Source organism: Streptomyces sp. NPDC048389, assembly GCF_040706335.1.
Classification (GTDB): Bacteria; Actinomycetota; Actinomycetes; order Streptomycetales; family Streptomycetaceae; genus Streptomyces.
In genome coordinates, this window is sequence record NZ_JBEZKP010000015.1 from 101,430 (window position 1) to 127,028 (window position 25,599).

Annotated in this window: 18 protein-coding genes and 1 pseudogene; 5 read left to right on the plus strand and 14 right to left on the minus strand. The window is 70.9% G+C overall.

All coding sequences use genetic code 11. The features are described from left to right. Window positions 1–48: 48 nt before the first annotated feature. Together AB0903_RS14110 and AB0903_RS14115 are read right to left on the minus strand one after the other, a co-directional pair. The gene (locus AB0903_RS14110) at window positions 49–1,395 is read right to left on the minus strand and encodes a PLP-dependent aminotransferase family protein (RefSeq protein WP_366702401.1); all 1,347 of its coding nucleotides are present in this window, start codon (window positions 1,393–1,395) and stop codon (window positions 49–51) included. A 66-nt stretch (window positions 1,396–1,461) separates the two neighbouring features. After that, the gene (locus tag AB0903_RS14115; RefSeq protein ID WP_366702403.1) at window positions 1,462–2,730 is read right to left on the minus strand and encodes an ATP-grasp domain-containing protein; all 1,269 of its coding nucleotides are present in this window, start codon (window positions 2,728–2,730) and stop codon (window positions 1,462–1,464) included. 395 nt (window positions 2,731–3,125) lie between these two features. Between AB0903_RS14115 and AB0903_RS14120 the strand changes: the two genes are divergently transcribed. Continuing rightward, the gene (locus tag AB0903_RS14120; RefSeq protein ID WP_366702405.1) at window positions 3,126–4,106 is read left to right on the plus strand and encodes a 2-hydroxyacid dehydrogenase; all 981 of its coding nucleotides are present in this window, start codon (window positions 3,126–3,128) and stop codon (window positions 4,104–4,106) included. 53 nt (window positions 4,107–4,159) lie between these two features. Here the strand turns inward: AB0903_RS14120 and AB0903_RS14125 are convergent, their stop codons facing one another. From AB0903_RS14125 to AB0903_RS14165, 9 genes are all read right to left on the minus strand, one after another. Then, window positions 4,160–4,723 (minus strand): hypothetical protein, encoded by a 564-nt coding sequence (locus AB0903_RS14125; protein WP_366702407.1) that lies wholly within the window; start codon window positions 4,721–4,723, stop codon window positions 4,160–4,162. A gap of 61 nt (window positions 4,724–4,784) precedes the next feature. After that, a complete protein-coding gene (locus AB0903_RS14130) occupies window positions 4,785–6,098 on the minus strand; it encodes an MFS transporter (RefSeq protein WP_366702409.1) in 1,314 nt (437 codons plus the stop codon). Window positions 6,099–6,173: 75 nt separating this feature from the next. Then, window positions 6,174–6,707 carry a chloramphenicol phosphotransferase CPT gene (cpt, locus tag AB0903_RS14135; protein ID WP_366702411.1) on the minus strand — a complete coding sequence of 178 codons (534 nt, stop codon included), beginning with the start codon at window positions 6,705–6,707 and terminating at the stop codon, window positions 6,174–6,176. Then, on the minus strand, window positions 6,704–7,555 hold the full coding sequence (locus tag AB0903_RS14140; RefSeq protein WP_366702413.1) for a TauD/TfdA family dioxygenase: 852 nt from the start codon (window positions 7,553–7,555) through the stop codon (window positions 6,704–6,706). The genes cpt and AB0903_RS14140 overlap by 4 nt, the downstream gene beginning before the upstream one ends. Beyond that, complete coding sequence (locus tag AB0903_RS14145; protein WP_366702415.1) at window positions 7,555–8,826, minus strand: hypothetical protein; 1,272 nt, start codon at window positions 8,824–8,826, stop codon at window positions 7,555–7,557. The genes AB0903_RS14140 and AB0903_RS14145 overlap by 1 nt, the downstream gene beginning before the upstream one ends. Then, the gene (locus AB0903_RS14150) at window positions 8,823–10,427 is read right to left on the minus strand and encodes an MBL fold metallo-hydrolase (RefSeq protein ID WP_366702417.1); all 1,605 of its coding nucleotides are present in this window, start codon (window positions 10,425–10,427) and stop codon (window positions 8,823–8,825) included. The genes AB0903_RS14145 and AB0903_RS14150 overlap by 4 nt, the downstream gene beginning before the upstream one ends. Window position 10,428: 1 nt before the next feature. Then, a complete protein-coding gene (locus tag AB0903_RS14155) occupies window positions 10,429–11,439 on the minus strand; it encodes a class I SAM-dependent methyltransferase (protein ID WP_366702419.1) in 1,011 nt (336 codons plus the stop codon). Window positions 11,440–11,442: 3 nt separating this feature from the next. Then, a complete protein-coding gene (locus AB0903_RS14160) occupies window positions 11,443–14,148 on the minus strand; it encodes an AMP-binding protein (RefSeq protein ID WP_366702421.1) in 2,706 nt (901 codons plus the stop codon). Between the two features lie 149 nt (window positions 14,149–14,297). Next, a complete protein-coding gene (locus AB0903_RS14165) occupies window positions 14,298–17,381 on the minus strand; it encodes an amino acid adenylation domain-containing protein (RefSeq protein ID WP_366702423.1) in 3,084 nt (1,027 codons plus the stop codon). Window positions 17,382–18,408: 1,027 nt separating this feature from the next. On the opposite strand from AB0903_RS14165, the gene AB0903_RS14170 reads away from it, so the two are divergent. The 4 genes from AB0903_RS14170 to gntD are packed head-to-tail and all read left to right on the plus strand — an operon-like array spanning window position 18,409 to window position 22,487. After that, window positions 18,409–19,530, plus strand: a complete 1,122-nt coding sequence (locus AB0903_RS14170; RefSeq protein WP_366702425.1) for a clavaminate synthase — start codon at window positions 18,409–18,411, stop codon at window positions 19,528–19,530. Further along, window positions 19,515–20,732, plus strand: a complete 1,218-nt coding sequence (locus AB0903_RS14175) for an argininosuccinate synthase domain-containing protein (RefSeq protein WP_366702427.1) — start codon at window positions 19,515–19,517, stop codon at window positions 20,730–20,732. Before AB0903_RS14170 ends, AB0903_RS14175 begins: the two co-directional genes overlap by 16 nt. Continuing rightward, a complete protein-coding gene (locus AB0903_RS14180; RefSeq protein WP_366702429.1) occupies window positions 20,729–21,412 on the plus strand; it encodes a cyclase family protein in 684 nt (227 codons plus the stop codon). The genes AB0903_RS14175 and AB0903_RS14180 overlap by 4 nt, the downstream gene beginning before the upstream one ends. 49 nt (window positions 21,413–21,461) lie before the next feature. Then, entirely contained in the window at window positions 21,462–22,487 is a 1,026-nt protein-coding gene (gene gntD, locus AB0903_RS14185; protein ID WP_366702431.1) for a guanitoxin biosynthesis L-enduracididine beta-hydroxylase GntD, read from the plus strand. A 148-nt stretch (window positions 22,488–22,635) separates the two neighbouring features. On the opposite strand, the gene AB0903_RS14190 is transcribed toward gntD, so the two are convergent. The 3 genes and pseudogenes from AB0903_RS14190 to AB0903_RS14200 all read right to left on the minus strand — a co-directional run. After that, on the minus strand, window positions 22,636–23,280 hold the full coding sequence (locus tag AB0903_RS14190; protein ID WP_366702433.1) for an HAD family hydrolase: 645 nt from the start codon (window positions 23,278–23,280) through the stop codon (window positions 22,636–22,638). Between the two features lie 48 nt (window positions 23,281–23,328). Next, window positions 23,329–24,276, minus strand: coding sequence for an aldo/keto reductase (locus AB0903_RS14195; protein ID WP_366702457.1), 948 nt, complete (start codon window positions 24,274–24,276; stop codon window positions 23,329–23,331). Between the two features lie 183 nt (window positions 24,277–24,459). Then, window positions 24,460–24,906 (minus strand): annotated as a pseudogene (locus tag AB0903_RS14200) (transposase family protein); the annotation flags it as partial. Window positions 24,907–25,599: the final 693 nt, after the last annotated feature.

Genomic DNA, 25,599 nt, shown 5'->3' on the forward strand with positions numbered 1-25,599 from the left:
TCTCCAGTGTGGCGGCCAGTGGCAGGTCGGCCAGGGGCGCGCGCCGGGTCAGACGCGGTCGGCGACGAGTGCGGCCAGCCGGCCGATCCCCACGTCGATCCGCTCGGCCGACAGGGCGCTGAAGGAGAGCCGGATCTGGTGCGATCCGCCGTCCCCCGCGTAGAAGTGGTACATCGGTGTCCAGAGGACTCCGAAGCGTTCGGCGGAGCGTGCGAGCAGGGCGTCGTCCGCGCGGAAGGGCAGGGTGACGACGACGAACATGCCGCCCGCCGGGACGTTCCACGAGACGCCGGATCCGCGCAGCGGACCGTCGGCGCCGAAGCGCTGTTCGAGGCCGGTGAGTACAGCGCGCAGGTTGTCGCGGTAGACCTGGGCCTCCCGCACGGTGGCGCGCTCCACGCTGCAGCCGTGCTTCAGCAGGAAGCCGCCCACGACCGCCTGGGCGACGGTGGAGGTGTTGAGCGTGAGCATGCTCTTGAGCTTGGCGAGTTCGTCCGCGAACAGACCGCCGTCGGCCATCGGCTGGTCGGCCACCACGTACCCCACCCGCGCCCCGGCGAAGGCGGTCTTCGCGAAGGACCCGAAGTAGACGACGCGGTGCCCGGTGTCCAGGGACTTCAGAGTGGGCAGCCGGCCCTCGCCGCCGTGGAACATCGAGTACGGGTTGTCCTCCAGCAGGAGGATGTCCTCCCGTTCCGCCAGCTCGAGGAGCCGGTGGCGGTCGGCCTCCGGGACGCTGACGCCACTGGGGTTGGCGAAGTCCGGGACCACGTAGCAGGCTCGCGGGCGCAGCCCCTCGGCCCGTGCGCGGCGGATCTGCTCCTCCAAGTCGGCGAGGTCGATGCCGCCGGGCCCTTCCGCGACCGGCCGCACCGGCATGTCGACGAGCCGGGTCGCGCCGAGGAAACCGACGTACGAGGGGTACGCGGCGAGGACCACGTCGCGCTCGTCGCGGCGCAGCGCCCGGAGCACCAGGACCATCGCCTCCTGGCAGCCGGTGGTGACGAGCACGGACTCGGGGTCCACGGTCATCCGTTCGTCATCGGCGAGATGACGGGTGATCAGATGGTGGATGAACCCCTTGGTGCGGCCGTACTGGAAGAAGGTCCGGCGGACGTCCTCCGGGCTCTGGCCGAGTTCGTCCACCAGGTGCCGCTCGAAGGCGTTCAGGTAGTCGCCGAGGGCGGCGACCTCGTAGAAGCCCTCGTAGGGGCGGCCGGCGGCGAAGGAGACGGCGTCCGGGTGGCGGCCGGCGATGTCGTTGAGCAGGGTCATCGCCGTCAGGCACGGGTCGGTCACCGAGGCGTGCAGCCCGACGGGGTCCAGCCGGACACCGCCGGGCGCCGCCGCCAGCGGCGCCGGAGCGCTGCCGACGTGCTCGGAAACACTGGTCATCTGGGGGTCCTGTTCTCGCCGCCGGATCCGGCGGATCGGTCGCTCCGCCGCGGCGCGTCGGCGGATTCAGTCGGTCAGTGCGTCGGCACGGAGTTCCACCAGACGCTCGGGCTCCCGGAGGTCGTCCTGGACATGGGCCATGTCGTCTCCCACGGCGACGACATGGGCGTAGCGGGTGAGGAACGCGGCAGGCGGGAGGTCCAGTTCGTCCCCCGGCTCGGCGGTGATGCCGGTCTCGTGGATCGTCGGCCCGAACCGGCCCTCGTGGACGACGACCTCCACGGTCCGGCAGTGCCCCTCGGGCAGCAGGAACCTGACGGCCGCGGCCTTGCGCTGTTTCGGGGTGAGGTCGGCGGCGCGCCCGGCAGCGGCGTGGGCCGCGGCGACCGTGGGGTCGACGCCGGTGGCGAGCAGGCCGAGGTAGGGGATGAGGTCGCCGCCGAGCCGGGCGTTGACCTCGACCAGGCGGGGGCCGGCGGGGGTCAGCTTGAACTCGGAGTGGGTGGCGCCGTGGACGAAGCCGAGGGCGCGGTGGATGTCGCGGAGCTGGCCGAGCAGTTCCTCGTCCTCGAACAGCGGATCTCGCGCGTCGACGTCGTGGCCCGTCTCCTCGAAGTACGGTTCGAGGCCGAGCCGCTTGTGGGCGATGACCGTGGGGGTGACCTCGCCATCGTGGATGACCGCGTCGACGCTGATCTCCGGGCCGGTCAGGAACTCCTCGACCAGCACGTTCGCCGGGTAGCGCGGCAGGTTCATGAAGTCGGCGCCGTCGGCGGCGGCGAAGGCGGCGGCGATGTCCGCGGGGCCGTCCGCGCGGACGACGCCGAAACTGGCGGCCATGGCACGCGCCTTGACGATGACCGGGTAGCCGATCTTCTCCGCCGCGGCGAGGGCCTCCTCGGCGCTCTGGACGGTGAGGGAGGCGGGCTGGGGCACGCCGGCGGCGGTCAGGGCGGCACGGGTGGCCGCCTTGTCCCGGCAACTGGCGATGGTCTCGGGCGGGCTGCCCGGCAGGCCGAGGTCCTGCGCGAGCCGCGCGCAGAACACGACCTGCGTCTCGTCGTAGGTGAAGACGCCCACGACCGGCAGGGAGCGGACGACGTCGAGGGCCGCCTCGCGCACCGCCTCCGCGTTCCGGGTGTCGACGCGGGTGGCGCCCGCGCAGTACCGCAGCTGCCAGGTCGCGTCGGCCGAGTCCAGGAGCCACAGCCGGTAGTGCTGCGAGACCGCGGCCAGGATGTACTCGCGGTAGGGGCGGTACCCGCTGCCGACCAACAGCAGGACCGGCGCCTCCCGTGCGTCGGTGTCCGGGGTGTGAACGGCCGGGTTGGTCATGACGGTTCCTTCGGTCTGTACGGAGACGGGCTGTGAACGCGGAGACGAGCCGTGCGCGGGGCAGCCCGCGCGCGGCCGGACGCCGTACGGCGCGCACCGGACGCGGCGGTGCGGGGCCCGGTCGGCTCCGGGGAGGAACAGCCGCGCCGTTCACGGGTCCACGCGCGGGGCCGGAGTTCCGGAGGGGCGAATACCGCAACCGGAATGAATTTCCAGCAGGCTTGATTCTTACTGCCGTCCTGAACATATGTCAACGGCTCACCGGACCGCCCGGAATTCCGGCACACCACAATTCCTCCGCCGCCCGAAAGTATCGGACCTGCACGGACATTCTCGCATTTCACGCCCTCTCGCGACATGGCCCCGCACATATCCGGGACGCTACTGTAGGCCGCATGGATATCCACGTGCAGAAAAACCCCGGGAACTCCCGGAACACCTCATTCCCCCTTCCCGGAGAAATCACCGTCTGGCTGCCGACTCCGGAATCCGAGGCGCTCATGGGCGGGCTCCCGCAGGGATTCCGGGCCGATGTGTGGACCGGGGAGGACGAACTCCCGGCGAGCGCGGACACCGTGGAGGTGGTCGTCCCGCCCTACGGCGTCGGCGCCGCCCGGCTGGCCCGCCTCGCCGAGCTGCCCCGGCTGCGGCTGGTGCAGCTGGAGTCCGCCGGCGTGGAGTGGATCAGGCCGCACATCCCGGAAGGCGTCGTGCTGTGCAACGCCAAGGGCGCGTACGACCGGGCGGTCACCGAGTGGGTCGTCGGCGTCGCCCTCTCCCACCTCCTGCGGCTGCCCCGGTTCGAGCAGGCCCGCCGCGACGGACGCTGGGACTACACGTACACCGACACCCTTGAGGACAAGCGCGTGCTGCTCGTCGGATACGGGGCCCTGGGCTCGGCCCTGGCCCCGTTCCTGACCGCGTTCGGCGCCGAGGTCACGGCCGTGGCCCGCCGGGCGCGCCCAGGCGTGCACGGCGTGGACGAGCTGCCCGGACTGCTGCCCGAGGCCGACATCGTGGTCCTCCTGCTGCCGCTGACCGAGACCACCACGGGACTGATGGACGCCGCCTGCCTGAGCCGGATGCGGGACGGCACCCTGCTGGTGAACGCGGGCCGCGGCGGCCTCGTCGACACCGACGCGCTGGTCGCCGAGCTGTGCGCCGGCCGGCTGTACGCGGCGCTCGACGTGACCGCCCCGGAGCCGCTGCCCGCCGGGCATCCCCTGTGGTCCGCCCCCGGGCTGATCCTGACCCCGCACACCGCCGGGTCGAACACCTCGCCACCGGCGAAGGCCATGGCCATCGCCAAGGCCCAGCTGACGCGCTACGCCTCCGGCGAGCCACTGGCCAACGTCATCGGGGACGCGGGCTACTGACCGGACGCGGTCACCGGCCCCCCTGGCGGGAGGGCCGGGCACCCGCCCGCGGGTCACAGCCAGCCGGAGCGGACCAGCGCCTGGAGCTGCCCCTCGACGGGGGCGGGCGGCTCGCCCTCCGGCGGGTTGCCCAGCTCGCCCGCCCGCACCCGGTCGAGGAGCCTACGGGTCGCGTCCACGATCTCCGGCGCCGCCCGGCGCAGCTCCTCGGCGTCGGCCGGACCCGCCGTGTCGGCGGGGAAGCCGGCCGCCTTCAGCAGACCGTCGAGGTCGGCGAGGCGGTCCACCAGCCAGCCCAGCGGGTCCGCGGACAGCTCGCGGACGAAGACCCGGTCGCCCGGGTCCCAGCCGGTGAACACCGGGTGGTGGTGGGTCCGGTCGAAGCTCCCGGGCCTGCCGTCGATCGACTCCAGGAAGTCGGCGCGCCACACGGGCCGGTCCACGGCGATCGGGTAGGCGGCGTAGACGGAGTCCACGAGCGTGCCCTGCTCGACCAGCCGCAGCTCCAGGCGGACCCCGTGCTCGGGGCTCTCCTGTCCCTTGAGCGGTTCGGGGTCGACGAAGTACAGATCCCCCACCACGATGCCGACCTTGTCGAAGGCGAACATGTAGAGCATTCGGATTCCTCTCGCAGCGTGCGATTGAGACGGTGGCGCGGCGCGACGGCCGCACCACCCTTCATGCCTTCGGCGCCCGTCCGGCGGCCGGGGCGCCCGGGCCGGGCTCGGCCGCCTTCTCCGGTTCGGTCCCCCGAGGCGCCCGTACGCTCCGTACGCCCGCCCAGATCAGGACCGCCAGGACCGAGGTGACCAGTGCCGGGGCAAACCGCAGCACCTGCTCCGGCAGCGTCACGGACCAGCCGAGCAGCATGGAGGACAGGGCGGCGCCGCCCAGGATGAAGGCCCGCATAACCGCGTTGACCCGGCCGGACACCTCCTCGGGTATCGCCCGGAAGCGGTACTCATTCGTGGTGACGTTCATGCCCCCCTCGCCGACCATGAGGCCGCAGAAGCCGAGGACCACGACCCCCTCCCAGGGGGCCAGGAGCCCAGCGGAAGAGACGGCGCACACCAGGAACCAGAGCCGAATACGCCGCTCCGCCGGGGCGTCCTGCCAGAGCCTGCCGCCGAGCCAGGACCCGAGGGCGCCGCCGGCGGCACCGGCAGCGAGGACCGCGCCCGCCCAGCCGCTGGACCAGCCCCAGGTGCCGGCGGCGAGGACCAGGATGACGGTCGGTACGGCGCCCGCGCCGAGGTTGTACACCGAGAGCACCAGGGTGAGCCGCGGCACGCCCCGGATCTTCCGGAAGCTGCGGAAGCCCTCGACCTGCATGCGCAGGAAACCGCGTTCCACGACCGGCTTCTCGCCGCGCGGCAGGACGGCCGCGACCACCGCAGTGACCAGGAAGGTCGCGGCGTCGATCCACAGCGCCGCGTACCCGCCGACCCCGGCAAGCACCAGACCGGCGACGGCGGGACCGGCGGTGCGGGCCAGTTCCGTGGCGGCACCGAACCTGCTGTACGCCTCGGTGAGCCGATCCTGTGGCGCGAGCATGGGCAGCAGGCTGAAGTCGCTGGTCAGGTTGGACGTCACGGTGCCGCAGCCGGCGACCAGCAGCACCACGAGGACGAGTTCGACCTGGTCCGCCATGAGCAGGAACGGCGTCAGCGCGATGAGCACGCCCTGCACCAGTTCGGAGACCATGAAGACCATGCGGCGTTCGTAGCCGTCGATCAGGGTGCCCAGCAGCGGCGACGCGACGAACGGCAGGTACTGCACGCCGAGGCTGAGCGAGGCCATCAGGGGGGAGCCCGTACTGGCCAGGATCGTCCACGGCATCGCCAGGTGCAGGAAGGTGTTGCCCATCTCGGAGATCGACGCCGCGGAAGTCAGCAGCCAGAACTTGCTCCATGTCTCCTGCGCCGGAGGGCGTCCCGGCGGGCGGGTCACAGCCGGGGCCGCGCCTGGCCCGTCGGCTTCCGCACTGTCCATGCTCTTTCTGTCTCCTCGATCGGTCCGGATTGCGGCGGTGAGTACGCCCCCTCGCGCGGGCGTACTCACCGGGGATCAGCTCACGTGAGCGGCGATGGCCCGAGCGCAGTCCAGGGACTCGGTGTGGCTGGTGTCGACCTCGACGTCGTAGACGACACCCTTGTGCACGATCTCCGCCTGCGAGACCGCCATGCCGATGACGCGGTCACCGCGGGCGATCTCGCGGCCGGCCGCGATCTCGGGGTCGCAGTGCACGCCGACCCAGAGCACCTCAAGGCCCTCCAGGTGGGCGCGCAGGCGGTCCTGGGAGGCCGCTCCACTGAGGAACACGTCGTCGATAATGACCCGGGCCCCGGCCCGCGCCATGGCGGCGACGCCCTTCGTCCATGCCTCCTCCATCTCGCGGAAGCCGTCGCCGAGGACGACCTCACCCTGCTGCCCGAACTCGACGCCGGAGCCGGACTCGATCAGGGACGGCGGCAGCCGGTCGATCAGGTCGTCGACCCCGAGGTTGATCCACGGATGGGGCAGGATCGCCTTCAGACAGCGGGTGATTCCGGTCTTGCCGGAGCTGGATCCGCCATTCAGCACGATGACTTGAGTACTCACTTGATCGGCTCGCCTTCGAGAGTGATGCGTTCCATTCTGCGGGCGTGCGGCCAGTAGTCGGAGACGGCGTAATGCTGGCTGGCCAGGTTGTCCCAGATCGCCACGTCTCCTTCCTCCCACTTGAAACGGCACTGGAATTCCGGACGCCACGCCAGGAGGTGCACCATATCCAGAATCCGCTTGCTCTCCGCCTCGTCGAGTCCTTCGATGCGGACGCCCGAAACCTTGTTGGAGAAGAGGGACTTCTCGCCGGTGAAGGGATGGGTGAGGACCAGCGGGTGGGACTGCGCGGGGTACTTCTCCCGCATGCGGCTCAGCGCCTCGTCGTTTCCGTCAAAGGCGGGGAAGTAGATCTGCATCCAGTCGTGGACGACGCGCAGTCCTTCCAGCTCCTCTTTGACCTCGTCGGGGAGGGAGACGTACGCCGCCGTCATGTTCGCCCAGCAGGTGTCGCCGCCGCGCGGCGGGATCTGCACGGCGCGAAGAATCGAGCCGAAGGTCGGGACCTCGCGCCAGTTGAGGTCGCTGTGCCAGGCATTGAGGTTCCCGGTGTGCTTCTCGTCGTGGTAGATGCCGGTGATCTCCGGGTACTCGTGGTACGGCTGGAACGGCGAGATGCCGTGCACCACGGGCTCTTCCTCGGAGATGAAGGGGTGCACCTCGGTCCTGCCGAGCCGCTTCGCAACCTGTACGAAGGTGTGACGGTCGAGGTGCTGGCTCTTGAAGAACACCGCCTTGTGCTGCAGCAGCAGCTCGGTGACGAAGTCGCGGAGCCCCGGGTCGGCGGGGTCGAGACGGTAGTCGTCGACGACGACTCCGATGTGGGTGCCGAGCTTGGTGCGGGCCACTAGTCCTCTGCCTTCGTTTCGAGTGTGTACGTGTTGACGATCCGCGTCATGTCCTGCTCCACCGCGGCCGTGGATTCCCCGCTGACCAGGAACTTCCCGGTGGTAGCCCAGGTCTGTCCGCCGGCGTCGAGGAGGTCGCCGACCGCAGGAGTGCTGACGCCCACGACGGAGCCGGGAAGTCCGTCAAGTCCGTTGACGGCGAGGACCCGTACGATCCCGGAGACACCCGGCATGTACAGCCAGCCGGAGGCCCCCACCCCCCGCTGGTCCAGCATGATCCTGGGCGTGGCCAGTTCGGACGGCCGGCCCAGACAGGCGAGCACCGCCTCGCGGGCCAGGTCGACGCCGAAGACCTCGCGATGGTGCCAGTTGATGCCGGCGCCGCCGAAGCGGTTGCCGATCTCCAGGAAGACCAGCTCGTCGTCGGGCGTGTGGAACAACTCCAGGTGGATCGTGCTGTCCCTGAGACCGAGAGCCTCCACCACGACCTCGGTGAACTCTCGCATCCTGGCAACGAGTTCAGGACGGTCGGGGGTGACCGCCGCCAGCGGGGCGGTGCCGTGCTGGAAGTCGAAACAGGTGTCGAGGTAGCGGGAGGCGCAGAACCAGCGCATCCCCCCGTCCCGGACGACACCGTCGATGTGGTGGATGGAGCCGTCCACGAACTCCTCGGCCTCGTACCCCTCCTCGATGCCGCCGGCCTCGGCCAGCGCGAGGAGTTCCGCGGCGCCGTCCAGGATGCGCACGCCGATGCTCGCGCCCTGACTCCGCGGCTTGAGCACGATCCGGCCCGGCACCTCCGCGGCGAACGCCGCGAGTTCCGCCCGGCCGGTGTCCGGCCCCACAGCGAGGAACCTCGGCACGCGGATGCCAGTGCCCGACAGCGCCTCCTTCATCGGCACCTTGTCGCGGCAGAGGAGCGCGGTCCTCGCGTCCGTGCCCGACACTCCGAACCGCTCACGGAGCCGGGCCGCGGGCAGGGTGGTGTGCTCATAGAGGCCGACGATCCCCGCGGGCTGGCCGAACTCGGCGATCAGGTCCGCGACCAGCTCGCCCATGCGGTCCACGGCCCGGTCATAGGTGTCCAGGTCGTCCGAGTCGGGCAGGTCGAGCACGACGATCCGGGCGAACCTGGACGCCAGGTCGGCGGGCAGCCGCGCCGCGCTCACCCGGGACATCACGACGGTCACGTGGTCGGTGTCGAAGTCCACGGTGCGCGCCTCGGAGGCGTGGAACCCGATGTGGACGACGTGCTGCTTGCCGGCGGTCACGGGCGCACCGCCATCGTCTCGTGCCGGAACAGCCGCTTCGCGGTGCCGCCCCGCTCCTCCACGTACGCGACCAGCTTGTCGCTGTCGATCATCGCCGGGTGCCCCTCGTCGTACTCGACGCACATCACCGCGCCGAGCCAGGGTTCCTGGCCCATCGCGTACACGTGGACCCGGTCGGCGCCGAGCGCGTCGACGATCGCCGCCGCCTGCTCGAAGTTGCTGCCCTTGAGGCGCCGACCCGCGTCGATCCGGCGCTCCAGCTTCTCCGGGAAGAGGGGGCCGTAGAGCCAGCTGACCGCCGCGCCCACGCTCTCCATCCCGATGAACACCGTGTGTACCTGGCCGAGTGCGGCCGTCACCCTCGGGTACAGCTCGGGCGAGACGTTGGTGGAGTCCGCGGCGAACAGGACCCGGGCGCCGTCCAGGTCCAGCATCCAGCCGCACTTGGTGCGGATCCGGATGTCGCCGTGCTCCCCGAGGAAGGGCACCGCGGTGATGGTGCCGCCGGGCGTGCCGAGCACGTCCAGGTCGTCGAGTTCGACGACGTCCCGGAAGCCGAGCCGAGTCAGCACCCGCTTGAGGTCGGGGTCGACGAGGCTGGAGTTCGCGGACTTGGCGATGACGACGCGCCCGACCCGGTGACGGATCTTGATCAGCGTCTCCAGGAGCATGTGGTCCTGGTGGTTGTGCGTGATCATCACGTAGTCGATGCGCTCGGGCAGGTCGTCGAAGGTGAACCTGCCGTCACTCTCGCGCGAGTAGCCGCTGTAACTGATCACGGGGTCGACGAGGAAGGTGGTCCCCCGGTGGCGGACGAACACGCAGGCGTGGCCCACGTAGGTGATGACGTCCTCGCCGGGTCCCGTCGGCCCCGAGGCTCCTGCGGGCTCCGGGTCCTCCTCGAAGAAGCCCCGGAAGGCGGCGGCGCGGTCCCCGTCCAGGCCGAGGCCGGCGATCACCCGGTCCAGCTCCGCCGCGGTGAGTCCGCCGCGGAAGACCATGTCGAGGAGTTCCGACCCCAGCTCCACCGTGACCAGCACCTGCTCGGGCGTGTACGCGAGGACAGGGGTGGTCAGGGCGAAGGTGCGCGCGTCCTGGTGGACCTCGGAGAACCTGACCTGCTGGAGGCCGGGGTCGAAGTACGGGGAGTCGTAGAGGAAGGGTTCGATGAACCGGTAGTCCGGGGTGCGGTTGTCCCGGTTGTAGAACAGCTCCACCCGGCCGGCCAGCGGGGCGGGCAGCCGGCGGTACACCTCGTCCAGCGACGCGCCGGTCAGCTCCGGCAGGATCTCCCGCTCCAGCTCGTCGATGGCGTCGGCGAGTTCGAGCAGCGGGGCGTACCGCTCGCGCGCCGCGTCGTACCACTCCCGGATCCGCTCGTAGGAGCCGTCCTGCTCGTGCACGAACGGGCCGCCGAGGAAGCGGGCGTTACGCAGGGCCGTGCGGTGGGTCTCGGGGTCGGCGAGGTAGGACTCGACGATGTTCCGGTAGTGGTTCTTGAGGTACTTCGCCAGCGTCTGCGGCGGGATCAGGTACGACCAGGCGTACCACCCGGCGACGGCCGGCTCCGCGATGACGTTCTTCTTGAGGGACAGGGTCACATCAGGCTCCGCGCTCGCACACGTAGTACTGGAAGAGGAAGTCGTCCTGGCGCGCGACGGTCTGCCGGACGCGCAGTCCGGCGCTCTCCAGGTCCACGGTGTCGAGCAGGACGGGGCTGTGTCCGAGCAGCACCATGGTGCCGCCGGGGCGCAGCGTGTCGGCGAGTCCCGGCAGGATGGACCGGGCCTGGGCGGTGGAGACGACCTCGGAGTTGAGGAAGCGGCTGAAGAGGATGTCGACGGTACCCGGCTCCACGGCGGGGGTCGCCGCGTCTCCACAGACCACCTTCTCCAGGCGGGAGGCGGCGAAGTCGGCCATCTGCCGGCTCAGGTCCTGGCCCACCGTGCGGATCCGGGCCGGGTCCACGGCGGCGAACTCGGACAGGAACTGGCCCGTCGAGCAGGCCGGGTCGTAGGCGAGGACATCGCCCTCGGCGGCGGCGAGCCACGGGCCGAACCGCTCCCGTGTGTAGCTCCGGATGTGGACCTCGCCGAGGCCGAGGAAGGCGGCGCGCTCCTCGGTGACCAGCCAGCCGCCGGGCCGGCTGGTCTTCTCCCGGCCGGGGTCGCGCTGCTTGGCGAAGGGGTGGACGAGTTCCGTGAGCGGGGTGATCGCCTCGAAGGCGGCGCGGCGGCCGGCCTCGTCCAAGGGCTCGAACACGATCCGGGCATCGGCGTCGGAGGTACGGACGGACGTCACCTCGCCGACCACGTTGTACCAGTACACGCGGGAGCAGAAGACGCCCGGCATGCCCTGGTCGAGCACGTAGTCAGAGATCGTCTTGCACCCCGCGTACCAGCGGTCACCGGTCCGGAAGAGGAACAGCCGCTCGGGGCAGTCCGTGAGCCGCTCGCGCAGCTCGTGGCCGCCGGGACGCCGCCAGCGGGTGAAGTCACCCCGGCGGAGTTCCTCACACATGCTGATCTCGTCCTCGACGAAGGCCGTGTCGAGGGGGTCGCCCGGATCCCAGCGCTGCTCGGGGGCCGTGGTCGTGGCCACATCGGAATTCATGCGTCAGATCTCCAAGGTCTTGGTGAGTTCCCGGATGATCGGCCGGCACGTCGTGCGCACCGGTCCGGTCCAGCCCGGCTCGTCGAGCCAGAGCCGGAGTGCGGCCAGCACGCGGGTGTCCGCGGTACCCGCCTGCGTCACGACCGTGAGCCACTCCCGCGGCTCGGCCATGCCTACGTCTCCGAGTTCCGCGCGCAGTTCGTCCAGGCCGTAGGTGCGCTGGAGCAGGACGGTCCGCCGCTCCGGCGCCCGTCCGTCGGCCGCGGCCAGCAGCGAGTCGGCGACGTCGGCGACGTGGCAGACCGGCACGTAGCCGGTCAGCCGCGGCATGGCGCCCTGCTTCGCGGAGATCCGCAGCAGGCTCGCGAAGACGTCGTCGTCGAGGAAGGAGGCGTCGCCCGCCGTGTGGCCGTACACCAGTCCGGTGCGGACGATGTCGACCCGGCAGGCGTCGCCGTGCAGCGTCTCGACGTAGCTCTCGGCCACGAACTTCGACTGGGAGTACGGGTCGCCGACGGCTTCGAGGGCGTCCTCGGTGAGCGGCGTGAACTCGGGGCCGACGGAGGCGGCGGAGACGAACACGAAGCGGTGGGCGCCACGTTCGGCCGCCGCCCTGACCAGGGACCGGGTCGTGGCGACGCTGTCCTTGACCTGCCGCTCCAGCGGCAGCACGTGGTTCACGTGGTAGCCGCAGTGCACCACGGCGCCCCAGCCTCCGGCGTCGCCCGCGGGCCCCTCCAGGTCGGCGTAGGAGAGGAACCGTACGCCGGCAAAATCGGCCTCCTGCCGTCCGAAGCGCGCGCAGTGGCGTTCGACGACGCGCCGGGGGTTGCTGGTAGTGACGACGGTCACCGGACGGCCCGAGCCGAGCACCTTGTCGAGGACGTATCCGCCGATGAATCCGCCGGCGCCGGTGACGGTGATCGCCCGGGGGTCGCCGGCCGCCTCCCGCCGCAGGACCGCGACCGTCTCGCGCAGTTCGGCCAGCTCGGCCGAGACCGTGCGGAGGACGGCGGGCACAGGGGAGGCTGCGGCCTGCGGGCTCTCTCCGACGGCGGCGACGAACCCCTCGACCGTGAAGTCGTAGTTGAGCAGGTCGAAGGCGCTCCTGACCCGCTCCTCCCCGTAGATCCGGGCGAGTTTGACCTGGAGCTGCACCAGACCGAACGAGTCGCCGCCCGCGTCGAAGAAGGACGTGCCGGCATCGATCGGGGTGCCGAGGACTTCCTCGACCAGGGCGCTCACGGCGTCCTGGCCGTCCGTGTCGGCCCCGATCCCGGTGGACTCGCGCCCGGCGAGCGCGCGCAGGGCGTCCTTGTCGGCCTTGCCGGTGTGCGTGACCGGGATCTCAGGGACCGCGAGGAGGACGTCGGGCACCTCCCAGTTCGGGAGCAGCTCGCGCAGCCATGCCTTCAGCTCCGGCTCCGGCCGGCCGGTGGCGGTGTGGGCGAGGATCAGGGAGCCCTCGTGCGTCAGGACCGCGACGCGCGATCCGAGCAGCGTGGACAGTCGGCCTTCCAGGTCGGTGAGGGCGATCCGGTGGCCGAGACGCTTGATCTGGTCGTCGACGCGGCCGAGGTAGAAAACCTCGCCGTCGCGGAGGTCGACCTCGTCGCCCGTGTGGTAGGCGCTGCCGCCGTCGACGGTGGTGAACGGCCCGTCCCCCCGCTCCACGCCCTCGTAGCCGAGGGCGACTCCCCGGCCGACGATGACGAGTTCGCCGCGCCCTGAGGTGGCGTACGCGCCGGTGGCCGGGTCGTGGATGCGGGCCTCATACCCGTCGATGGGACGCCCGACGGACGTGGTGAACCGGCTCGGCTCGGCCACGGAGAAGCAGACGGTGCCCTCGGTGGGGCCGTAGGCGTTGAGCACCCGGCTGAACCGGGCCGCCGCCCGGAACTCCACCTCGGTCAGGGCCTCACCCGCGAAGACGACCGTGCCGATGGACTTGCGCGCCTCGTCGGTGAACCGCGCGTACACCGACGGCGGCACGGTGATCACGTCGCAGCCGTGCTCGGCCAGGTGGGTGCCGACCGTGTTCACCCAGGAGCCGCCGTCCCAGACGGGGACGACCAGGGTGCCGCCGGCGTACAGGGTCACGAGTACCTCGGCCACGGAGGCGTCGAAGGCCAGCGCGGAGAACTGCAGCACCCGGTTTCCGGGTTCGATGCCGAAGAGACGCGTCTGGGCCCGGCAGAGGTCCTCGATGCCCCGATGGCCGACGTTCACGAGCTTGGGCAGCCCGCTCGACCCCGAGGTGAAGACCGAGTACGCAGTCTCCTGCACCGGCCAGGTGGCCGGGCTCTCGGCGCCGTCCGCCGTGGCGGCCGTGGCGGCCAGCTCCGCCGCGACGACCACCGGGCGGCCGATGTCCTGTTCGCTCGGGACCTCGGTGGTACAGCAGAGCACCAGGTCGGGCCGGGCCACGCGCAGGGCCTCGCGCATGCGTTCCGGCGGAAGGCCGGGGTTGAGCGGGGTGTGGACCAGGCCGGCGCGCATCACGGCCAGCGTCCAGACGAGGGCCTCCGCGGTGTGCTCGCCGACTAGCGCGACGCGTATGGCCTCCGGGTGCAGGCTGCGCAGCCGCGCGGCGCGGTGCTGGGTGACCCGGTCCAGGTCGGCGTACGACCAGGTCCGCGCACCCGACTCCAGGGCAGGCTTGTCGCCGTGCGCGCCGAGGTGGTGAGCAAGGAGTGTGGAAAGATCCACTGGACTTCCCCTCAGGTTGGCTTGTCGGTTGGGAGGGGCCCTCCGCACGGGCGGACAGGCAGGAGGGACGGGAGGCTTCCGGCGCGTCGGAGCGGCTCGGCCGACGCCGGGCGGGCCGGGGGTGGCGTCGGTACGAGCCGTCCGGCGCCTCAGGACCGTGCGGCGTCCGTCCGGCCGGCCGTCAGCGCGCGCAGGATGTCGACGTACTCGGCCAGCGTCCGCTCGGCGGTCGGCAGGTTCATGACGTCGGCGCTGTACAGCAGCACCAGCACCAGCTCATCGCCCACCTCGTTGATCTCCACCGTCAGGTCGGCCTTGGCCGTGCCGTTGTCCACGAGCCACGGCACCACTCGGGCACCGTCGAGGGCGGCACGGGGACGCAGCGGCCCCTGGTAGGCCAGGACCACCTGGACGAGGGGCTGGCCCGATGCCCCGGCCCGGGCGCCGACGGCCCGCACGACATCGTTGAAGGCGACGTACTGGTGCTCCAGGCCGTCCTGGATCCTCTCGTCCACGGTGCGGAGCAGCGGGAGCGGGTCGGAGGCGCCGTCGAGGGTCACCCGCATCACCACGGTGTTGGTGAAGAAGCCGATGACGTCCTCGGCCTCCTGGCTCGGGCGCCCTGAGAATGGGGATCCGATGAGGACGTCCCGCTGCCCGGTGCGCCGCGACACCAGGAGGGCGAGCGCCAGGAGGCACACCGCGTACGGGGTGATGCCCTCGTCCTTGGCCAACCGCTCCAGGGCCGAGCGCAGTTCGGCTCCCGTCTCGTGGTTGATCCGGCCGCCCAGGTGGCTGAACGAGGCGGGCCGGGCCGCCACGGTCGGGAGGGCCGTCTCGGTCGGTGCGCCATAGAGCACGGAGCGCCAGTGGTCGAGGCCCGCCGCGAGCACGGGGTGTCCGGCCGTGGCGCGCTGCCACAGCGCGTGGTCGCGCGGGCGGAGCACGTTCGCGGGCCGGGGGGCCGGTTCCCGTCCGGCCCGACGCGCGGCGTAGCACTCCGCCAGGTCGAGGTCGAGCACGTCCTGCGAGAGGCCGTCGGCGACGGTGTGGTGGGTGACGAGGACAAGGACCCGTTCCTCGTCACCCAGGCCGAGCAGCGTCGCCGCGAGCAGCGGTGCCCGCTCCAGGTCGAAGGGGACCGCGCCGAGTTCCGCGACCCGACGGCGAGCCTCCGCGAGGGGGTCGGCCGAGCCGGTCAGGTCCTCCTCGGACAGCTCCACCGTCACCCGCGGGGCGACGTCGACGCGGAGGTCGGCACCGTCCAGGTGCAGGCTGCTGCGGAATGCCTCGTGCCGGTCCGCCAGGTCCTGCACGGCACGCCGCAGGGCCGACAGGTCCACGGGGCCGGTCACGTGGAGCGCGGACGTCTCGTTGTAGGCGACGGACGCGGCCTGCTTCATCCGGGCCTGTGTCCACAGCCGCCGCTGGTGCAGGGAGGCGGGGTGCGAGGGGCCGGTGCCGGTCCGGGTGAGCGGGGGCAGTGCGGCCCGTCCGGTCGCGCCGTCGGCGAGGATGCGGGCCAGTTCCGCCAGGGTGCCGGTGCCGAGGAGTTCCCGGACGGTCAGCGGGATCCCGAAGTGCTCGCGGACCCGGTTCTGCACCCGGATGGCCTGGAGCGAGGTGCCGCCGAGGGCGCGGAAGCCGTCACTGGTGCCGATCCCCTCGACGCCCAGGACGTCCTCCCAGATGCGGGCCAGGGCGGCCTCCGCTCCGGGGCGCGGGGCCTCTCCGGCCGCGCGGGAGCCCGCTCCCTGGGGTCGGTGGGCGCGTAGCGCGGCGAGGTCCACCTTGCCGTGCTGGTTGAGGGGGAGGCGCTCCAGGCGCACGAGGAAGGACGGGACCATGACGGGTGGCAGCTCTTCGGCCAGCCGGTCGGCCAGTTCCTTCTCGACGCCGGGGGCGCCGACGACGAAGCCGACGAGCAGGGCGTCCGGGCCCTCGCCCTGGACGACGACCGCGCAGGAGTGCACGTCCGGGTGGGCGGCCATCACCGCTTCGATCTCGCCGCGTTCGACGCGCTGGCCGCGGACGTTGAGCTGGCCGTCCACGCGGCCCAGGAAGTCCAGGTTGCCGTCGGGCAGGTGCCGCACCCGGTCGCCGGTGCGGTAGAGGCGGGCGCCGGGTCGGCCGCTGAAGGGGTCCGGCGGGAACTGGCGCTCGGTCAGTTCGGGGAGTTTCCAGTAGCCGCGGGCGAGGCCGCGGCCTCCGACGTACAGCTCGCCGGGTTCGCCCTCGGCCACGGGCCTCATCCGCTCGTCGAGGACGTGCAGTTCGCGGCCGGGCAGTGCCTTGCCGATCGGTGGCGCGTCGCCGGGCGGGCGTTCGTCCGAGGCGCTGGCCGCGACGGTCACCTCGGTGGGGCCGTAGAGGTTGACCAGGCGCCGGCCGGTCCCCCAGCGCTCTGCCGTCGGGGGCTGACATCGCTCCCCGATGTAGGCGAGCGTGTGCAGGGCGGGCAGGGGCGGGTCCTCGGTCAGTTCGGCGAGCAGCGCGGGCGGCAGCATCGCCCCGGTGACGCGGGCGTCCCTGAGGAACTCCACGAGGCCGGGCCCGGCCGTCTCGGTGCCGGCGGGCGGGATGACGACGGTGCCGCCGGCGGCGAGCACCGCGTAGATGTCGAGCGCCTGGGTCTCCCAGGTCAGCGGGTAGAACTGGAGGAACCGGGTGCCGGGTCCCAGCACCAGGTAGGGGGCGATCATCTCCATGAAGTAGGCCATGGAGTCGTGCACGTGCATGACGCCCTTGGGGCGGCCGGTGGTGCCGGAGGTGTACGTGATGAAGGCGAGCCGGTCGGGATCGCCGGTGGGCGGCGTCGCGTCGGCCGGCTCCTCGGCCGGTTCCTCGGCGAGTTCCTCGGCGATGAGGAGGGGGATCCCGGTGGCGGGCACCGCGTCCCGCATGGCCCGGCTCGCCACCGCCACGCGCGGGGCGATGTCCTCGAGGATCCAGCGCAGCCGGGCCTCCGGGTACACGGGGTCCAGGGCGACGTAGCTGCCGCCGGCCTTCAGGATGCCCAGCAGCGTCACCACCAATGCGGCGGAGCGTTCCAGGGACACGGCGACGAAGACGCCCGGCGCGACGCCGTGCGCGCTCAGTCGCCGGGCCGCGGCGTCGGAGCGGCGCTCCAGGTCCCGGAAGTCGAGTCGCTCGGCGCCGTACTCGACGGCCGGAAGGCCGGGATTCGACCGAGCGCGTGCCGCTATCAGGCCATGAATGGTGGACTGGCTCATTTACAGAAACCCACCGTGCGTTTTCCCCCACCAAATGCAATTCGTCCGCCGCGAAGCCTGCAGCCTCGGGCACAACGGAAGGAACGACGAACGGACACGAATTTCACCCATTCCAGTAGAACCCACGGGATCGGAGAAACAGAGGACGACCCGGCGAACGCGTGGAAACCTGCCGGATCCGGACATACGAATGCCCCGACAGAGGTCGGACCGATGCGTCGCAAGGGCACGGAAAGCATGTGCACCTTGCGTAGAGAAACGGGATATCCACCCCTGAAACGACCATCAGCCCCGAGCGGGAAAAACCGCACCATCGCCGAAGAACGGCAGGTCGAGAGGGCTCCTAAAGAGGCGTACCACGCCGCTGAGTATGCCCGGAAGATTCCCGAAAAGACCCTCTGGCCAGACCGGGAAAACTTGGGAAATTCTGCGCGGCGGCCAAGAACCCGCCGCCCTCATCCACTTCTGACCTCACTCTGTACCCCCGTTCACGCCCTGCTCGGCATGCCTTGTGAGCTGCGAGTCGCACTATAGTTTGGACTCGACGGGCAGGCAAGGAGAATCCTCCCTCCGGCCCCGACTTGACGGAGATGGTTGCGACTTCCGGACCTTTCTGTTTCGATGACGAACGCATGAGGCGGATGCCTCGACTCGGGGGCTTGAATGGGCGGTACCAGCGGGCCGGGTCCCGGTACTCCGTTCGGAACCACAGCGCCCGCAGCCCTACCGACGGACGGCAAGGAAACCACCTGTCGCTCAGACCGGAAAAGCGGCGAAGTAAGTCAGGCCGCAGCCTCGGTCCGGTGCTCCGGAGCCGGCCGGACCCTACGGAGCAGTCACCACATCAACCGCCGAAACCGTATGGTTCCGGCCTGCTCTCATGCGCGTTTCGGCCACGCCCGGAAAGCGGAATGACCGAATCCGACACGCTGGGAACGGCCATTCGCCGACTGTGCGTACGGGCTCGACCATGCCCATTTCGGACGGCCGGACCTCGCAATCAGTCATGACATGAAGGGAGGGCCTGGTGATTCAGGTACGTGAACCGACACAGCCACGGACCGCCGCCGGCGGTGATCCCGCCGACGACACGATCGCGCCACTCGACGACGTGACGATCACGCTCACCGACGCCGAACGCGAGGAGGCCGGGGAGGTGTTCGCCGCGTCGGCCCGTGCCCTGAAGGACCGGCCGCTGGACGACGAGGAGCTGCTGACGGAGGCCGAGCTTTCCGGGCTCCGGCTGCCGAGGCGGATCCTGGGGGAACTCGGCAGGTTCCGCCGGCACGGCAACGACGCCGGCGTGCTCCTGATCCGGAACCTGCCGGTCGACCCCGAGCCCCCCGCGACCCCGGCCGACGGGTTCCTCTCCCACTGGAACGAGCTGCCGGTGGCCACCTTCGCGCAGCTCGCCGTGGCGTCCACGGTGGGCGACGTCATCGCCTACGCGGACGAGAAGCTCGGCCGGATCGTCCAGGACGTCGCCCCCGTCCAGGGCGCCGAGAGGCGCCAGGAGAACACGGGGACGGTCTACCTGGAACTCCACACCGAGGACGGGTTCCACCCGTCCAAACCGGACTTCATCACGCTCCTGTGCGTACGCCCAGACCACGAGCGCACCGCCCGGACCGTCGTCGGCGCGGCGGCCCGGGCGCTGCCGCTGCTGTACGAGCGGACCACGGCGGTCCTGCGGGAGCGGCGCTTCCGCCTCAGGGTGGCCAGCTCGTTCGCGGACGGCTCCGACGACCTGCTCACCGATCCGCTGCCGGTGCTCTCCGGCACGGCCGCCGTCCCGGACCTCCTCGCCGACTTCCACGCCATGGAGGCGCTCGACGAGGAGGCGGAGGCGGCCCTGGAGGAACTCGAGTCCGCGTTCCTCGCCACCCTGCGGGGCGGCGTCCTCGACGTGGGCGACCTGCTCGTCGTCGACAACCGCACCGCCATCCACGGCCGTTCGGAGTTCACCGCGTGCCACGACGGAACCGACCGCTGGCTGCGGCGGTGCTTCGCCGTCACGGACATCCGCGCCTCCCGGGCGATCCGTCCCGCCGGCTCGCGCGTCTGCCGACCCCTGCGGGACATCGGCCTCTTCTCCCCCGGCCCGCTCACCACCCCACGAATCGAGGACCCGGCGTGCACTGGTTCATGACGAGCCTGGACGAACTCGCCGAGCAGCCGCCGCGGCACATGCTGCTGCTGTACTCCGGCGGAGTCGACGGAACGTATCTCCTCCAGCGGCTCCGGGCCCTGGGGACCACGGTGACGGCGCTGCACATCCGCATCGGCGACCGCGAGTCCTCGGCCGCCGCGGCCGAGCAGGCCCGGAAGTTCGGCGCGAGCTTCGTCGACGTGGACGTGACGGACCGGTTCTTCGAGGAGTTCGCTCCCGCCGCCGTCCATGCCGACGCCCTGTACCAGGACCAGTTCCCGGTCGGCTCGACGCTCACCCGGCCGCTCATGGCCCGGACCGCCGTCCAGGTGGCGCGGGAACGCGGCTGCGACGTGATCGGCCACACGGCGACGTACATGCAGAACAGCTCGATCCGGCTCAGCGGGTCGATCGCCGCCCTCGCCCCTGAGCTCGGCGTGGCCGCGCCCTTCCTCGGCTCCGACCTGCCGCGCGAGGCCAAGCTGGCGGCGCTCCAGGAGGCCGGCATCACCTTCCCGGAGGGCATCCACAGCGTCGACGCCAACCCCTGGGCGCGCGTCATCGAGTGCGGCTCCCTGGAGAGCCCGGAGAACCGCCTGGACGAGAGCGTCTTCCGGTGGACCCGGGACGTCGCCGACACGCCCGCCGACCCGGCCGAACTGCAGCTCACCTTCCGGCAGGGCCTGCCCGTCGCCCTCGACGAGGAGCCGATCGCCTTCGGCGACCTCGTGGAGCGGCTCAACGTGCTGGCCGGCGAGCACGGGGTGGGCCGGTCCTCCGGCCTTGAGGACACCCCGTTCGGCGTGAAGAACCACGAGATCCGGGAGGCGCCCGCCGCCACCGTGATCATCAAGGCGCACCAGGTCCTGGCCAATGCCGTCCTCACCGCCCAGGAGCACGCGGTGCGCGGGTCGATCGCCCGGGAGTGGACCACCACCGTGGTCCAGGGCGGCTGGTTCAGCCACCTCGGCGAGAGCCTGGCCCGGTGCCTGGCCGACCTGGACCGCCCGCTGGAGGGTTCCGTGCGGCTGCGGCTGTACCGGGGGGCGATCACCGTGCTCGGCGTGACCTCCGAGAACGGCCTCTACTACACCCGCTTCGGCAAGGCGTTCCACACGTCGATGTCCGACTATTCCTACACCCCTTGGCTGTCGCTGGCCACTCTGCCCAGCCGACTGCGACGATTCGGAGCACCGCGATGACCAGCAGCAAGAAGGACCTCGTCGACCTCTCCCACGTGGTGGTCGAAGGCATGACCACCTACCCGGGGCTGCCCGGGCCGGTGATCGAGGACCACATGTCGCGCGTGGACTCCCGCGACCGGTACTCCCCCGGCACCGAGTTCCAGATCGGGCGCATCACTCTCGTGGCGAACACGGGAACGTACGCCGACGTCCCCTTCCACCGCTTCGACGGCGGCGCGGACCTCTCCGAGGTGCCGCTGTCCCGCTTCGTCGATCTGGAGGGCGTGGCGGTCAGTGTCCCCGCCGGGTCGCCGAGCGGCATCGGTCCCGAGCTGTTCGAGGGCCTCGACGTGACCGACCGGGCCGTCCTCGTCCACACCGGCTGGGACCGCCACTGGGCCACCCCGTCGTACGGGAACCCCGCGCACCCCTTCCTCAACGAGGCGGCCGTCGAGTGGCTGGTGGCCCGGCGCCCCGCCCTGGTCGGCATCGACTCGGTCAACATCGACGACATGGCCGACCTGGCGCGGCCCGCGCACACCGGACTGCTCGCCGCGGGCATCCCGGTGGTCGAGCACATGACCGGTCTGGAGCAGGTCGTGGGCCGGGAGTTCCGCTTCCACGCGGCGCCGATCCCCGTCGCCGGCATGGGCACCTTCCCCGTCCGGGCCTACGCCCTCGTCGACGGAGAAGGCTGACCGGCACCGCCGGCGCAGAGGACACACTGCTTCTACGAAGGTCGTGGAGATGGAGAAGTACCACCTGGACGCCCAAGCCAACGCGGACATCGACGAACTGGTATGGGAATTGACCCGTGACCTGTCGAGCGTGCACGAGGCGGCGCTCCACAGAAAGGCCGCGGTGCTCGCGCACGAGCTGCCGCGGGAACTCCGGGAGGCGCTCGTCGGGTTCCGGCTCACCGAGCCGTCCGGCGGGTTGCTGCTGTCCGGCGTCCGGATCGGCGAGGAGATCGGGCCCACCCCCGCTGACTGGCACCAGTCCGGGGCGGAGGTCTCGCCGACGCTGCGGGAGGAGTCCGTCTTCGTCCTGTGCGCGCAGCTCCTCGGCGACCCGTTCGGGTACGCCACCCTGCAGAACGGGCTGATGATGCACAACATCGTGCCCATCCAGGGGCACGAGAAGGAGCAGATCTCCTCTGGCTCCGAGGAGACCCTCGAATGGCACACCGAGGAGGCGTTCCACCCCTACCGGGCGGACTACACCGGGCTGATGTGCCTCCGCAATCCGTACGGCGCGCCGACCACGTACGCCGAGATCTCCGACCTCGACATCGCGGAGGCCGACCGCGCGATACTCCGGCAGCCGCTCTTCGCCACCCGGCCGAGCGGCTCGCACTCACCGGAGCGCAACGCGTACACCACCCATCTCCCGGAGAGCCGGCACGCCCTGGCGAAGGAGAGCTTCGACCGGATCGAGGAGCTGCACCGCAACCCGCCGGCCGTGAGCATTCTCTTCGGTGACGAGGCCGATCCCTACCTGTGCGTCGACCCCGACTGCATGACCCCGCTGACCGAGGAGGCGGCCGGGGCGCTGGAGCGGCTCTGCGCCGAGATCAACCGGAAGCTCCAGGATGTCGCCCTCACCCCGGGCGACATCCTCTTCCTCGACAACAACGGCGCGATCCACGGACGCCGGCCCTTCAAGGCGCGCTTCGACGGCTCGGACCGCTGGCTGAAGCGGATGAACATCACGCGCGACCTGCGGCGTTCGCGGGCCCGTCGTCTCACGGCCGACGACCGGGTCGTCCGGTAGGGCGCACCCCGGCGGACCAGTGCGGCCCCGCGGCCTTCCGGCCCGCGGCCTTCCGGCCCGCGGCCTTCCGGCCCGCGGCCTTCCGGCCCGCGGCCTTCCGGCCCGCGGCCTTCCGGCCCGCGGCCTTCCGGCCGGGGGCCGCACCCGCCTACCCGGCGGCGTGCAGGAGGGGGAATGCCTCGGCGACCGAGGTCACGACTCGTCCCGGGACCGGCTCCCCGTCCTGGAGCGTCCGGCCGCCGGAGATCCAGATCGTCTCCATGCCCACGGCAGCGCCGCCCGCGATGTCGTGCTCCAGGGAGTCGCCGATCATCCAGGCTCCGTCGAGGCCGGTGTCCGCGTGCTCGGCGACCAACCGGAAGATCTCCGGATCCGGCTTGCGCGTCGGCTCGTCGTCGGCGAAGCACACCACGTCGAACAGGTCCGCCAGGCCGTCCCGCATCTTCGGCTGCTGGTCCGCCTCCGTACCGTTCGTCAGCAGGGCCGTCCGCCACCCGCGCGCACGCAGTTTCCTGAGGTCGTCCAGGACGCCGTCGAAGGTACGGGAAAGACGCGGTACGCGATCCAGGAATATCCCGCGGAGTTCATCGGGCGATTCGGAGAATCCGAATCTGTCGATAATGGCCTGAAAACTCTCACGGGGGCTGACGGGGCGCCGCTGCTCGGCCCGGAGATAATCCAGCCCGGCCGCCCCGAGATTCCGTTGTTCGGCCAATTCCATGAACCAGCGGTCCACTGCTCCCGAGCTGTCCACCAGCGTATCGTCGAGATCGAAAATGGCGAATCTGTTCACGTGTGACCCATCGTTTCGTGGTACGGAGAGGACAGGGTGTCGGCGCGCCTACTCGCGGGCGCCCACGGGCTCCGGCAGCGCGTCCAGCTCGGCGAGGTCCTCCGCCGACAGCACCAGCTCCGCCGCCGCGGCGTTCTGCTCCAGGTAGCGCGGAGTCTTGGTGCCCGGGATCGGGATGACGTGCTCGCCCTGCGCAAGCAGCCAGGCGAGGGCGACCTGCGCGGAGGTCGCACAGAGACGTTCACCCACCAGGCGGACCCGCTCCACGAGGCCGGCGTTGGCCGCCATCGCCTCCTCGGTGAACCGGGGCATGTCGGCCCGGAAGTCGCCCTCGGCGAGATCGACGGGAGTGCTGTAGCGTCCGCCCAGCAGTCCGCTGCCGAGCGGCGAGTGGCACAGGAACGCGATGCCGTGCTCACGGCAGAACGGCACGATGTCGCCCTGGAAATCACGCGTGAACAGGGAGAACTCCGATTGCACGGCGGCGACCGGGTGCACGGCATCGGCCCGGCGGACCTCGTCGGCGGACGCCTCGGAGATACCGAGGGCGCGCACCTTGCCCTCGGCCACAAGATCCGCGAGCTCGCCCCAGCTCTCTTCCACCGGGACTCGCGGGTCGACGCGGTGCAGGAAGTAGATGTCGAGGTGGTCGGTGCGCAGGCGCCGCAGGCTGGCCTCCAGGGCGGACCTGAGGTACTCCGGGCGTCCGTCGAGAGTGAAGTCCGTCCCGTCGAACCGGACGCCGCCCTTGCTCGACAGCACGGCCTCGTGACGTCGGCCGAGCAGGGCGCGCCCGACGAGTTCCTCGTTGGTGAACGGCCCGTACACATCCGCCGTGTCGATCAGATTGACGCCCAGATCGAGCGCACGGCGCATGACGGTGACGGAGGTCTCGTCGTCGCGGCGCTGCGGATCATAGGCGAAGGACATCCCCATCGTGCCCAGTCCTATCCGGCCGACGACCGGACCTCCAGAACCGAGTGCGGTTGTGCGCACGGAACATACCTTTCGAGCAGGAGATGGGTATATGGCCCTACCATCGCGGTCGATATCAACACCCCGTCGCAGCACCATCGGCCGAGTCAGCATAGAATCCGCCGACATGCTGCGACAACCCCTTCCAAAAAGGCAGTTGGCATGCCGAAGAGAACCGCGGAGTTCCTTGCGGATATTTCCGCCATCGTGGGTGCGGCCCGGCAGCATGGGCAAGATCCACAGCACCTCGCCAGCGGGATCGGTGACGACCTGGATGCTCACTCCGTGCCGGCGGCGCTTGTCCGCGTAGTCCGCCCGACTGTCGCCGACGTGGTCTCACTCGGCGAGAGTCCCGTCCAGCTGGACGCAACCCGGATCGCGCTCCCGCAGTGTTCTGAGCGGAGCCTGCGCGCGGTCGGCGAGCAGGCGGGTCACGGCCGTCACGTAGGCGTGGACGGTGCCGATGGAGATCCCGAAACCGGCTGGGACGCGGGCGAGGGTGTCGTGGCGGCGCAAGTACGCGAGAGCGACGAGCACACGCTGGTGCGGCGGAAGCTTGCACTGCCGGTCGACCTCGCGGGTGACGACGAACATAGTGACCCACTCGTCCAGGACGTGAGGCAGGTCGCGTACGGCAGAATGGGGAACCAAGGAGGCTCCCGTGACAACGGGTTGAGAATTCGAATGCCTCTCAACGGCACTGGAGCCTCGCGCTTTGAACAACCCCGGCCCCCAGCCCACCGGCGTCACCCGATCGGTGGCCCGCCTGAAAAGGCTCAGTGGCCGAGGTCGCCCGGAAACTCAGCATCAGCTCGAAGAGTCCGCGTGGCTGGGTGAAGAAGGCGAACGGCATCGGACAGACCACGGCGAGGGGCCGATGCCGTCCGTCAACGGGCTGGGCACGGCCGAGCGGGGAGGACGCCGGCCGCGCACCGCTCGAACAGCTGGGGCAGCGGAGCGAGCATGTCCGACGCATCCCTGGGCGAGCGAAGTGCATGGGCGGGTGACGGTCTGAACGGGCCTTGGCCCAAGACCGACGCCGTTGCGGAACCGGGCCAAGCGCTGAGCCCTTCGCGCTGACTTGCACGAGCTCAAACGCAGACAGAAAGCCCTCGTCAGCCCCGCTCTCATCTTCAATGCCCCGGAATGGTCACGCTTCGACACTCATCAAACTGCTAGTGGGCAGGCCAGCTGGCATGTCAGCTCTCATCTTCAACGGCGGCTCTCATCGAGGACGCACGCGGGTCGAGGAGGCGCACGGCACGCGGCCCGGAAGAGAGACGGCACGCGGGTCGGAAGGAGGCGGCTCCAGCTGTCCCCGGGGGCGACACGGGGGCTACCCCC

Bases quoted from the DNA above. Each gene is read 5' to 3' on its own strand.
- AB0903_RS14180 (WP_366702429.1), top strand. From the start codon at position 20,729: ATGACCAGCAGCAAGAAGGACCTCGTCGACCTCTCCCACGTGGTGGTC.
- AB0903_RS14165 (WP_366702423.1), bottom strand. From the start codon at position 17,381: ATGAGCCAGTCCACCATTCATGGCCTGATAGCGGCACGCGCTCGGTCG.
- AB0903_RS14115 (WP_366702403.1), bottom strand. From the start codon at position 2,730: ATGACCAACCCGGCCGTTCACACCCCGGACACCGACGCACGGGAGGCG.
- gntD (WP_366702431.1), top strand. From the start codon at position 21,462: ATGGAGAAGTACCACCTGGACGCCCAAGCCAACGCGGACATCGACGAA.
- AB0903_RS14120 (WP_366702405.1), top strand. From the start codon at position 3,126: ATGGATATCCACGTGCAGAAAAACCCCGGGAACTCCCGGAACACCTCA.
- AB0903_RS14130 (WP_366702409.1), bottom strand. From the start codon at position 6,098: ATGGACAGTGCGGAAGCCGACGGGCCAGGCGCGGCCCCGGCTGTGACC.
- AB0903_RS14110 (WP_366702401.1), bottom strand. From the start codon at position 1,395: ATGACCAGTGTTTCCGAGCACGTCGGCAGCGCTCCGGCGCCGCTGGCG.
- AB0903_RS14155 (WP_366702419.1), bottom strand. From the start codon at position 11,439: ATGAATTCCGATGTGGCCACGACCACGGCCCCCGAGCAGCGCTGGGAT.
- AB0903_RS14125 (WP_366702407.1), bottom strand. From the start codon at position 4,723: ATGCTCTACATGTTCGCCTTCGACAAGGTCGGCATCGTGGTGGGGGAT.